Below are 12,922 nucleotides of genomic sequence, written 5' to 3' on the forward strand. Positions count from 1 at the left end.
CCTGACCGAATGCATGAAAAACTCCATCCTCGGCTCTGATATCCCCGGTAATGCTCATCTGTCTCCGCGGCGGCTGCTTTATGGCCAGCTTGCCCCGGATATCGCTCTTAAGTCCCATGGCATTGAGCTTTACGTCATCGCCGATGGAAATCTCCATATCAAGGCCCATGGGGAGAGTGCTGCCCCGCCGGAAATCATAGCCGCCGTCCTTGGTGCGGGACATCTCATGCACGTCCTTGGAGAGAGACACGGAGCTAGCCGGGAGAGAACGCACCTTGATCCGGGCATAAGGCATCGCCACCCGGCCGGAGAGATTGTTAACCTTGTCGGAGAATTCTCCCGCAATATTAACCTTTACAATGCCCTTGCCGTAGCCGAAGAGATCCAGCGGGAGATCATCGGTATCCAGCTTGATCTTGGCCTCCATCTCCGGATCCCAGGCCAGACTGCCTTCCAGGCGGCCGGTCTTGCCCAGAATCCCGAAGGAGCCCCTCATATCCGCGCTGGTTCCATGAAAATTCATCTCGGTATTGATATCGGAAATGTTGCCGAGATCCATGGAAGGGGTAACGCTCATATCCCGGATCCGGACAACACCGTTAAGTCCCGGCTTGGCAAGAGAGCCCGCAAAGCTGCCGCTGCCCTCCAGGAAGCCGGAGGAAGCTGCCACATCCCCCAGCATCTGAGAAATAAGGCCGAGATTGATGCTGTTGATCCGGTACTCTCCGGAAATCAGCTGCTTCTGTCCGGCGGGATCGGATACCGCAAGGTCGGTGTTCAGGGAACCGTTCTTGCCCAGATCCAGCAGGAAGGAGGTATTCAGCTTATCCGGCCGGATCGCGGCGTCCAGAGAAATCCCGTCAAAATGCATTTCCCTCCGGTCGTAAATCAGCTTGCCGGCGGGGATATGCAGGGATGCGGTTCCGTCGGGACGGTTCTTAACCAGCGCCACATCCGCATTGAGCGCTGCGGAAAACGGCAGACTCAGGGTCTCGGGAATGAAGGCTTTGAAGGAGTTCAGCTTGATGTCAGGAGCGGTAAGTCTGACCTTGGCCCGTTCCGGAGACCACATGAGCTCCTGGAAGGTCAGCCGGTTCCCGTTGATAAGCCAGGAATGCTCATTGGCCTTAACCTGAATCCCGGGACTGAGCTGGGTATCAGCCTTGAGGGGAGTTTCCAACTTGGTATTAAGCTCCTTGGTTACCAGATCAAGTTTGGAAATCTCCGCCAGATAGCGGGTTCTCCTGGCATCCATAGAGCCGTGAAGGCCCAGATCCAGATGTCCTGCAATTGTCCGGGCCTTCAGGGTGAGATCATGAGAGTCCTCGCCGCCCTTAAAGGCCAGCTTCAGGGAATCCACCAGCTTTTTCTTGGCATTATAGAGATCGCCGATACTCAGATTCAGTTCGCTCTTGGTCAGCCGTTCATCCTTGGAGGCGGCATCCAGAACAAGATCCAGTCTTCTGATCCTCATATCCTGATAACCGACATCGGGGGATTTCAGGGTGATCATGGCATTGGGGGCGGTAATGCTTCCGGTCATATGGATGTTGCCGGCCACGCTGCCGCTGAGACCGGGGTACAGGAGGGAGAGATCCTTTACATCGATTTCCGAGACCAGATGGGAGCCGGAACCGACATTAGTGATATTGCCGTCTGCGGAGAGGAAATTTTTGCCGCCGTTTTCCAGCACAAGCTGCCGGATCTCGGCATTAAGGTTGCTGTCTGCCTTTATGAGGCTGCTGTTCAGAGTCAGGGGGTAGTTCATTAAGAGTCCGTCAAGACTGAGATCCCGAGCCTCGGCCCGCCAGGAAAGGTCATCAGCCTGCATGACAAACTCCGGCTTCACGCTTAACGCCAGAGCGGCAGGAACATCCGGCACGAAACGGGTCAGATCGGCGGATTTAGCGCTGATCTCCCCCTTAAAGCCGTAAATCTTATCACAATCCGCATGTCCGCTGAGCTTCACCTCATGCTGCTTGTCCGGAGTGTTAACGGCAAGACTCTTAATATCCGCGGACACCATGTCCGTGGAAGCGCTGAGCTTAAGATCCAACTCGGGATAATCCAGAGCCTTTATCCCCTGGGCGGCAACCTGAGCGGTGATGGCCTTAAGAGTGCCGGAAGCCTCGGTGGTCAGAGTCTTTACAGAATAATCGGGTTTCAGAATCGGCCACCCTAGATTCGTCCCCTGCACCTTAGCCTCAAACGGCAGGTACGGAACAAGCGAACCAATTCTGGCATCGGCAATAAGTCCCACCTTGCCGGCAATATCCGCATGAACGCTGAGATCGACAAGATCCCCCTTTCCTTTGGCAGTCAGGGTATGATGGTTCAGAAAATCAAACCATTCATCGTTTTCCGACCAGGCATCCAGGTTAATGTCCATAGGATAGTAATCCCGGAGGGTCATGGCACTGTCCGTGAGTTTGGCATGACCGAGACTGTGATCCACCCGGAAGGTTTTTACGCTGATGTCAGCCCCGATGTAGCTCCCGCTCAGGAAGCCCCGCATGACCCCGGTGTCATAAACTGTCTGATGGTAACGGGCATAATCCAGAGTCAAAGAGTCTACCCTGATTTTTATAGGGAGGAACACCGTGGGCAGTTTCTCAACAGCGCTTTCAACCTCTGTTCTGTTAAAGGGTTCCTTAACCATAGGCGACGGCGGAGAAGGCGGAGACTCCGGAAATCTCTCGTCATGAAGCTGCACATCGATGTAGCTGGCATCGGCGGTATAAACAGTAACCGTATCATCCTTAAGGCCGGCCCGGAGATAGAGATCGGCTACCGCCACATCCACCACCTCCGAAAGCATCAGGAAATTCTTCACCCGCACGGAATCCGCATGAACATCCAGGGGAATGGAAATAAAGCTTTCCTCGGCGGGAGCTTCCTCCTCCTCTTCGTTTTCAAGTTCCGGATCGGTATTAATGGCCGGGGCCGGAGCGATGTTCGTCGTGGGATCCGGCACCTCCGGACTTACCCGGATCATGCGGCCGGTTTCATAATCCCGGGCCCAGGAAGCGGTCTCCCGCAGCCTGGCCGCCAGAAAATCTCCGATATACGGCATGTCCAGAGGCTTGTTTCCGATCACCAGAAGCACATCCTGAGCCCGGAGATCGTCAACGGTAAAGTGGCCCAGAAAGATCCCGGTAAGGTTGTACTGGATCTCGAACTCCTTCGCCGACACCGTGATCACATCCGGAATAACCAGACTGAAATCCTTGATATAAAAGCCCCGGCCCAGATGTCCGGCTACCAGAGTGCCCTTTAAACCGTCCACCTTGTCAGTGGCCATAGTCCAGGCAAATCCGGAGCCCCGGGAGGTAAAAAGAACCATGAGACAGCCAGCCGTGCCCAGAATGGATAAACCGATAACGGTTCTTACGGACACCGCAAAGATCTTCCAGGCGAGACGGGCCCAGAAAAAACATCTATGTCTGCCGGTATGCTGCGCCATGATAAACTCCTACAGGTCCGGGCCGATGCCGAAGTGAATATGGAACGGAATAGAGGTCTCGGAAACGCCGAAGCCCAAATCCACCTTGATAAGACCGATCTTGGAAACATAGCGCAGGCCGGTGCCCGCGCCGATGTAGACATCCTTTTCCTTGAAATCATAGGGAGCCGTGCCCGCATCCACAAAAAAGGTCTGCCGGAGATCCGTTATCCAGGGGAGCTGAATTTCCGCCGAAGCCACGCCGAGATAGCGTCCGCCCCGGAGAGTGCCGTCGCTGTGCCGCGCGGCCAGAGTCTTGTAGCCGTAGCCCCGGATGGTGGTATCGCCGCCGGTGAAGAAACGGTAGGACGGCGGTATCTTGGAGGTATCCGGGCTTATGTTGGCGCCGGCATCTAATCTTACCAGGAAACGGGAATCATCCGTAGGACTGAAGAGCCACCTGGCCTGACCGGAAAGCTGCAGAAAGGTCACATCGGAGGCGATATGCCGGGAGGAGCCGAAGGCCCGGAGCACATAGCGCTGTCCGGACTTGGGATCCCGGAGCGGGAAAAACTTAAGATACGTCATGCCCGTGCCCAGTCCGGTGATCTGCGCATAGCCGCTTTCCGAGCCCTGCTTGTAGTCCTCGGTATGAAAGGCGGCATAGTGATCGTACTGCCATCTCCGCCCCAGCTTGGAAAAGTAATGGGTCGAAAATTCGAAAATGGTGGAATCGGTATCGTTGAGATCGTCATAGGCCTGCTGTGCCTGAATATAGTAATAGTCCTTCAGGGGATCCTTGCGGGGAATGGTGTAGCGAATCAGGGCCTCCTGGCGGATCCGGGACAGCTTCATCTGCATATTCAGGGAATGGCCGTAATCATTGATTATGGGCATCAGCCACTTGACCTGCCCCCGGAGTCCTTCGTCGGTGGCATAGCCGATGCCGGCCTCGACAATGTTGAATTTTCTGCGGGCCAGATTGATTTCCACCGGGATCTCATAGTTAAGGTTATCCGGACTGTTGCTTCTGGTAAGATCCGGCACCACCTCCGCCGCCTCAAAGTACCCCGTGTCATAGAGGGAGCCGCTCATGGACGAGAGGCGGTTCATGCTGAAATAGTCCCCCTTCTTTATGGTCACCAGCGGGGCAATGATCTCCTGATACCGGGTATCGCCCTTGAAGGTAATGTCGCCGTAACGGTAGCGATGGCCGGAATCCAGCACCAGAAAAATGTCGGCGGTGTTTTCATCGGTGTTCACAATCACCGAGGACTGAATAAACCTGGCATCGAAATATCCCATGGTCAGAGCCTGGCTGAACATGAGAGACTTGACATCCTCATAGTCCGAATGCCGAAAAGGAGTATGGGATTTCAGACCGATGTCCCGGAGAGCGAACATGTACATGGGATCGCTCAGAGCTTCCCCCACTACCACGATTTCCCGTCTTCTGATAAACACGGGCTTGCCCTGCTGGATGGTAACGGTGAGCTTAGGAGAAGTGGTTTTCTTAAAGGTGAGATCGATTTTCGGGGAATAGTAGCCGAATACCTTCAGGGAATCCCGCACTGATTCCAGGATCTTTTCCTTGCTGGAATCAAAATTAACTCGGCGGTAGTCCGGGAGCGTAGCCAGGTAGGCTTCCACGTTATCCTTGACTTCCCCTTCCACGCCCTTCACCTTATAGGTGATCTTGGAATCATTGGCCTTGGCTTCGAGAGAACTCTGGTCGTCCGCGGCAGGCTGCCCTTCATTGCATTGTTCCCCGCAGTTATCATCGGCCGCTGCCGCAAATGACGGGAGAGCCAGAAAGCAGCTAAGAAAAAGTACCGGAAGCCTGAGTTCCATATAAAAAGCCCGAAATATCAGTAAACATGTGCGCATTATACTGTCTTTTGCGGACAGTTCAAAAAAGAGGGAGTTTCCCTGGGTAAAAGTGTGTTATGGCTGGTGATTTAGGGGAAGCCGCTTACCTCCTCCCCTCTGTCCCCTCCTAATTCTCCGGACAAAGGAAGAAACCGTTCTGCCGAAGGAACCAGCGCTCCCAAAGCTGCCGCCGGACATCCCGGACTCCGTCTCACCGCCCGGACTCCGTCTCACGATGGAAGGATGCAAATTTGCGTCTTAGGAGGGGCTGGTTTTCAGAAGTTCAGAAGAAACGCCGGCATACCCGCAAATGGGCGGCAGAGGAGGCACTGTACACCGCACCGAGGTTCCACAGCATTGCAGCGGCGGCCGATTCCCGATTATAAGATTACCGATGCCCAAGTAGCCCATAAAGCGGGCCGCACAGCATTGAAACCATAGTAGACGCAGTTACCACGCGGGTAGAGTGCACCGCCAGTACTAACGCCCGATGCGTTGTTCCGAATATTGCCCGGCGACCGCAGCCACCAAAAACAACAACCGCTGTTAACATAAGCCCCATGAACTTTGGCCAAGGCTGTAGGCTCGCACTTTCTTTCACTGTCATTCTTAAAGTAGCGTTCCGCCTCCGCAAGACTGAGGCAAAAAACGCGGTCCCAAGTATTATTACCACCGCGGGTGCTATATTTCCGGTTATTGTCATTTGCCACCTCTAAGGACATGATCCTCTGCTGCTCCTCCTCCGAAAAGGCCGTCTTCAGAAACTCATGGTTAAGCCACTTTCGGAGAAAGCAATGTTCCCAGGTTATATCTTTCAACTCATGATGATACCTTTTGCAGTCCAAACCGTAACGGCTTATCAGAAGAGCCTCATTACCGTTAACCTCCAAAACTAGCCATTCAATGGGCTCTTTGACATCGCCGTTGTTTTGCGGATAGCTTCCAAAATTTATATAAGAGCCCTTTTTTACATTCTCGGGAGAAAATAGCACCGGCGCATATCTGGTACCGTTAACCATAATGACTGCGCTATTTTCTCCGGAGAATTCCAGAGCCTGAAGCTCCCTCACCGCCGAGTCTAACGCTTCCGTACTCTTAAGAGCCACCAGCCCTGCTTTATGCTCCCGGACAAAGTCAGTTCCCCGAAGAGGTTTGTTACTGTTTTCAGCAGCAAGTTCCCGAGAAAACTCTGCAAAACCGGCCGCATTCGGAAACGCATATTCATCAAGCACAATAACGCTGTTTCCGGCATAAAGAAGAGATCTGGCTATGGCGGAAATACTGTCATTCCGGCAGAGCTGGATCAGGGACTTTTTATGCTCTGATACAAAACGTCTGAGATACCCGGGATCGTCTTTGCCGGTTTTAAGAATGTTATCTGCAAAGTCACGGAAATCCTCAATAGAAGAAAACATGTATTCATCTAGGGAAAACAGCATATTTCTGGCTTTGAAGAGCTTTTGCACTGCCGGCTTCAGCCTGATATCCCTTTCCCCCAGATCCGTAAGTTCCAGGTCGTGGTTTTGCAGAAAACGGCAAAGAAAACTGGGATCTTTTCTCCCCTTTGCCATAATATAATCGATGTACGCTTCAAAGGCAGGCACCGTGACAAAGATCCGGCTGTCAAAAATGATAAAGCTTTCGGATAACTCTATGAGCGGCTTCAGAACTGCTCCACACGCAGCATTTTTCACAAGAGCATCTACGGTGTTCCGGTGTCGTTTCACAAACTCCAGAAGATAGCCGGGATCATTTTTCCCGCGGTTAAGGGTATCAGTTACAAAGGCCTTAAAGGCTGTGAGATCAGGAAATAGAATTTCGTCAAAGACAATCACGGAATTATTTGCGGCATAAAGGGCGGCAACGTTTTTCTTAATGCCCGGAAAAGCCATGACCGCACTGTCAAGTGAACCCCGGTGGGCCTTCACAAAGTTTAAGAGGTAAGCGGGATCCTTTCTCCCTCGCTCCAAAACTCCGGCAACAAAATCCCGGAAAGACTTTTCTCCGGTAAATAGGTATTCCCCGATGCGGATAAAGTCTGATACGGTCTTTTGCAGATACCCCAGAGAGTCCGTGCTCCAGACATTTTCCGAAACCTGCTTCAAAGGAATTTTATAGCGATTCAGCAGACTCCGGATCTCGTAGGGCTTTTCCTCATGAACCAGCTTTTGGATGTAATTATGGAACTCCTGACCGTTTTTAAAGTGATACTCGTTATCGCCGAATATCGCATGCTTTGAGTCTTCGAGAGCCCTGACAAGAGCCTCCCGGGATGCTGCATCAGGAAGCTTCTTTTCCAGAAAATCCAAGTCCGCCTTGGCAGACTCCACAAGCTTCATATAGGCCCTGCGGTCTTTACTGACCAGAGCGGCCATTTCCTTTCGGAAGGATTCCGGACTCTGATAGATCTTGCCCCCTACCGGAATTCTCCTGTCATCGCACAGGGAATACCCCAAAATAAGAGCAAGCTCTGTGTCTGATTCGGCACGATCATCTTTTTTCCAAAGAACAGCGGTTTTGGAAAAAAGATCCTTTACAGCGGTGTTTTTAAGGACGGTAATGGCGTAGTCTTCCGGTATTCCGGAGATCACAAACTCCTTTACCGCGTTGGTTAAGGGATAGCTCTGGCCCCGAAGGCCATGGTTTTGCTGAGCCTCCCTGGTTCCCGCATCAATAAAGGCCCGGCCCAGATCCTGAATGGAATCCATGGTCTGACCGTTAAAACAAATCTCCCTGACATCCGGATTAAGGCTGTAAATAAGAGCGTACAGAATTCTGGTATTAGCCCAGTGGTTGCCTGGATCCTTTCCAGCCAGCGTCTTCTCGGCATATTCGCAAAGAGCGCCCTTTTTCTCGCTGAAAGCATAGTAGTGATGGGAAAGAAACCCCCGTCCCAGGTCTTTAAGCCCTTCCTTCGGCTGCTCCAGCAAGGCTCTTAAAAGATCTGTCTCCGCAGTGTATGTTTTTCCGTTAAAGCGATAAGACTGAAATGCAGTTCCAGATATTGATGCTGATGCCCCGACAGAAGAACCCGTGCCGGAAGTACTTTCTCCGGGAACAGGCACATCTTCGCCCTGAAGCCATCTCCAAACCTCGTCATAGCCCCAGCGCCTGTTGGGATTATCCTTCTCATTCCGGTGGGAGATATCCTTATAGGTAAGCCCCAGAACCAACTTTTTAAGGTCTCCAGGGAAATTTTTCGGGAACTCGATTTTGCTGATGGCCGCCAGTCTTCCCGCTTCCTCCGGCGAAAGGCCGGGATTCTGGAAAGGGGTAAAGCCGGTAAAAAGCTCAAAGACGGTAATACCGAGAGCGTAGTAGTCGGTTTCCTTGTGGAAGATGCCCTGCATGGCTTCGGGAGCGGCGTAGAAGGGAGTCATCCCGGTCTCTGTTACCACAAAGGTGTTCTTTCCGGCATCGGAGCTGATGCCGAAGTCCATAAGGACAATATGCTCCCCGGTGTTATCAGGAATCAGATTGGCAGGCTTGAGATCCTTGTGGAGAATGCCTATGTCATGAAGCGCTTTAAGACCGGTGATAACCGAGGGGATAATCAGAGACTTAAGCTCCTCTTCTGACAACACAGTACCGGATGCCAGCACCTCGGACAGCGCCGGCATTTCATAATAGGGGCGTACCGCATACTGATGCCCCTCATAAGTACCGTACCCGGTAACCGGAGCGACACAGGGGCTTTTGAGACAACGGAGCTTCTCCAAAACATCCGGCTTTACTGCATTTTCCCGCCGGTAGTACTTCAGGACAAACCTTCCCCCGGCATGACTTCCGGTACCCGAGCAAAGGTAGATATCCGCTTCTCCGGAGGAGATGTTCATCCTCCGATCCGCATGAAACTCTCCCAGAGTTTTTCCGGTAATGTCGGGCAGGCCGTCAGCTTTGTTAAGGACGGTATTCCTGAGTTTGTTCAGAAATGAGGAATTTACTTTGGTCTCGGACATACGGCATCTCCCCGGAAAATCCAGTTACCAACAGTAAAACAAAAACCGGGAATCTCTGTCAAAAGCGCCGCCGCAAAATAAATACCCTGCTAACAAAAACAGCCGGCGTCGGGAAAATAATCACAGTGAGCTGCTGTAATTATTTTTCCGAAAAAGCTTCTGCCACAGATGCAGGAGCATCAGATACCGGGGTTAAAGAGGGAAGATGCGGTGCTTAACTGGCTTCCTGATGATGAATAGCCTGATTCCCGCATATCATTTTTCGGGGAGGTGGAGCATTCTCCGGTATCCCGAAGCGTCTTCAGGAAGAGCCTTCAGCTGATGCTGCGGATCTGTCTCCTTTTGATGCCGCCTCCTCCAGCTTTTTCAGGTAATAGTACGGGAGCTCGACACCGCGTTTTTTAAGGGCCTCAAGATAGACAACGCTGTTCAGATTATCCATGGACTCTCGTATTTCCTCATCGGTGGTGGACATATCCTTGATGTACATCATAAGCACCCCGCACATAGCTGCCGGGAACAGCGTCAGCAGGAAATAGGCAATCCCCTTGCCGCCGAACCCCAAGATGAGGAGCACCAATGTCAAGATCTCCGACAGAATTAACAGCGCCGCAACATATTTCAGATAAGAGACCTTGAGAGGGTTTCTTATCAGGGCCGGTTCCTGACAATCCGGTCTGAAATACGCTCCTCTGCACGAAGGGCAGCGCTTAAACATGACCCGGGGATACTTGCCGAACAAATTGCAGGTGCCGATGCTGAAGTCATCGAGAGTGTTCCTGCAATGGGGACATCTGGGAGGCATGTACCAGCCCCTTTCTCCTCTGGTAATATAGGTGAGCACAATGAAATAAGCCTTATGGTATGGCAAAGCCCGCTCCAGTTCTTCTCTGGTAAAAGCCCTTTCCCTTTTTATCCGTTCTGTCATGCACCTGATTCCCTGTATCTTTTCCCCTGTCACGCTGTATCCAAAAAACCAGTAACATGCGGGGAGTTGCAGAAGCTGTTTGAATTTTAAACAATTATCAGCCCTATGATAATTTAAAGTTGGTAATTTCCTCCTTTACTTGCTGCCTCCTTCATTCTTTACCCTTGATTCATTCTGTACGCCTCTGTTACGCCTCCCTTTCCAAAAACCAAAAAGCCGTTCCCCTTCCGGAAAACGGCTTTCTCTTTTGTTTTGTTAAGAGTTCTGACTCTTATCTTTCAGAACTTTTACCTTTTAATAAGAGCATGCAGCTCCTGAATGCTGTGCACCTCGCGGGTCTCGTCCACGTTGTTGTCAACGGCATCAGCGCAGGCCAGAGCAGCCTTGATGGTGGTGGTGTAGGCCACCTTGAACTGCAGAGCGCCGCGGCGCAGGGTCTTGGAGTCCTCAATAGCCTGGCGTCCTTCGGTGGTGTTGATAATGTAGTTATAAACACCGCTCTTCATGTAGTCCAGAATGTTGGGACGGCCCTGATATACCTTCTTAACGGAGCGGCACGGCACGCCGGCAGCGGTGAGCACCTGAGCGGTACCGTGGGTGGCATCCAGCTCAAAGCCCTCGTTAATAAGTCTTCTGCCCAGCTCCGGCAGGAGGTGCTTGTCAGAATCCCGGACGGAGAGGAGTACCCGGCCGCCCTTCACGATTCTGGTATTGGCCCCCATTTCAGCCTTGGCAAAGGCTTCCGGGAAGGTCTTGCCCACGCCCATAACCTCGCCGGTGGAACGCATTTCCGGTCCCAGAAGCGGATCCACGCCCGGGAACTTATTGAACGGCAGCACTACCTCCTTCACGGAGTAGTAAGGCGGAATCACCTGAGCGGTAAGGCCCTGATCCGCAAGAGACTTGCCGGTCATGATGCGGGCGGCCACCTTGGCCAGAGGCACGCCGGTGGCTTTGGAAACAAAGGGCACGGTACGGGCGGCTCTGGGGTTAACCTCAATGAGGTAAACCTGATCGTCCTTCACCGCAAACTGAATGTTCATCAGGCCGCAGACATTGAGCTCGAAGGCCAGCTTTTCCGTCTGTCTCTTGATCTCGTTCTGAATGCTTTCCGGGAGATGATAAGGCGGGAGCGAGCAGCTGGAGTCGCCGGAGTGAATGCCGCACTGCTCAATGTGCTCCATGATGCCGCCGATAATGCAGACCTTGCCGTCGCATACGGCATCCACGTCCACCTCAGTGGCATTGTCCAGGAACTTGTCCAGAAGCACCGGAGATTCGTTGGAAACCTTCACGGCCTCCTTGAAGTAACGGCGGAGATCGATTTCATCATAAACCACCTCCATGGCCCGGCCGCCCAGCACATAGGAAGGACGCACCACCAGAGGATAGGTAATGCCGGAAGCCTCCTGCACGGCCTCCTCCAGAGAGAAGGTAGTGGCATTCTTAGGCTGCAGGAGATGGAGACGGTTAACCGCCTGCTGGAATCTCTCGCGGTCTTCGGCGCGGTCGATGGAATCCGGGCTGGTGCCGATAATGGGCACGCCGGCCTTTTCCAGCGGCAGAGCCAGCTTCAGCGGAGTCTGCCCGCCGAACTGCACGATTACGCCCTCAGGATTCTCCACCCGGACGATTTCCAGCACGTCCTCCAGAGTTACCGGCTCAAAATACAGCCTGTCGGAGGTATCGTAGTCAGTGGACACGGTTTCCGGATTGCAGTTCACCATAATGGTCTCATAGCCGTCCTCCCGGAGAGCCATGGCGGCATGAACGCAGCAGTAGTCGAATTCAATGCCCTGACCGATGCGGTTCGGCCCGCCGCCCAGAATCATGATCTTCTTCTTATCGGTTTCCGCTACCTCGGATTCCTCATCGTAGGTGGAATACATGTAGGCCGTGGTGGTGGCGAACTCGGCGGCGCAGGTATCAACCCGCTTGTAAACCGGCAGCACCCCGAGACGGTTTCTGAGCTTCCGGACTTCCCGCTCGGACACGCCCAGGAGACGGCTGATGCGAATATCGGAGAAACCCTTCTTCTTGATGAAGCGCATAAAGTCTTCATCAATATCGGAGAACCCCATTTCGGAGATCTGATGCTCGATTTTAACAAGCTCCTCCATCTGTACCAGGAACCAGGGATCAATGTCGGTAAGCTCGTGCACCTCAGCGAGAGTCATGCCGGCCCGGAAGGCGTCAGCAAGATACCAGATGCGGGCGGCACCGGCATCCTGAAGCTCGTGCTCGATACGAGCCTTGGCATCCGGATCCTTGAGGTCGATTACCGGGTCGAGACCGCTCTTTCCGATTTCCAGCCCGCGGATAGCCTTCTGCAGGGATTCCTGGAAGTTGCGGCCGATAGCCATTACCTCGCCCACGGACTTCATCTGAGTGGTGAGACGGTCATTGGCCTGGGGGAACTTTTCAAAATTAAACCGGGGCACCTTGGTGACCACGTAGTCCAGGGTGGGCTCGAAGGAAGCCGGGGTGCGATCTCCGGTAATGTCATTCCGAAGCTCGTCCAGGGTGTAGCCCACAGCCAGCTTGGCGGCAATCTTGGCAATGGGGAAGCCGGTAGCCTTGGAAGCCAGAGCGGAGGAACGGGACACCCGGGGGTTCATTTCGATAATAACGAGACGGCCGGTTTTGGGATCAATGCCGAACTGCACATTGGATCCTCCGGTCTCCACGCCGATCTCCCGGAGCACTGCCATGGCGGCGTCGCGC

The 12,922-nt window shown here is 53.1% G+C and carries 5 protein-coding genes; all 5 read right to left on the bottom strand.

What is annotated here, in order from left to right; all coding sequences use genetic code 11:
- Positions 1–3,463: translocation/assembly module TamB domain-containing protein (locus ACJROR_RS00120; protein WP_406545327.1), on the bottom strand; the 3,463-nt coding region annotated here is incomplete at its 3' end.
- Positions 3,464–3,472: 9 nt separating this feature from the next.
- Complete coding sequence (locus ACJROR_RS00125; RefSeq protein WP_406545328.1) at positions 3,473–5,293, bottom strand: autotransporter assembly complex family protein; 1,821 nt, start codon at positions 5,291–5,293, stop codon at positions 3,473–3,475.
- A 398-nt stretch (positions 5,294–5,691) separates the two neighbouring features.
- Entirely contained in the window at positions 5,692–9,270 is a 3,579-nt protein-coding gene (locus ACJROR_RS00130; protein ID WP_406545329.1) for a protein kinase domain-containing protein, read from the bottom strand.
- 301 nt (positions 9,271–9,571) lie between these two features.
- On the bottom strand, positions 9,572–10,198 hold the full coding sequence (locus ACJROR_RS00135) for a hypothetical protein (protein ID WP_406545330.1): 627 nt from the start codon (positions 10,196–10,198) through the stop codon (positions 9,572–9,574).
- Positions 10,199–10,485: 287 nt separating this feature from the next.
- A partial coding sequence (gene carB, locus ACJROR_RS00140) for a carbamoyl-phosphate synthase large subunit (RefSeq protein WP_406545331.1) occupies positions 10,486–12,922 on the bottom strand: 2,437 nt, incomplete at its 5' end.

It is taken from the genome of Succinimonas sp., assembly GCF_045225735.1.
In the GTDB taxonomy this organism is placed as follows: domain Bacteria; phylum Pseudomonadota; class Gammaproteobacteria; order Enterobacterales; family Succinivibrionaceae; genus Succinimonas.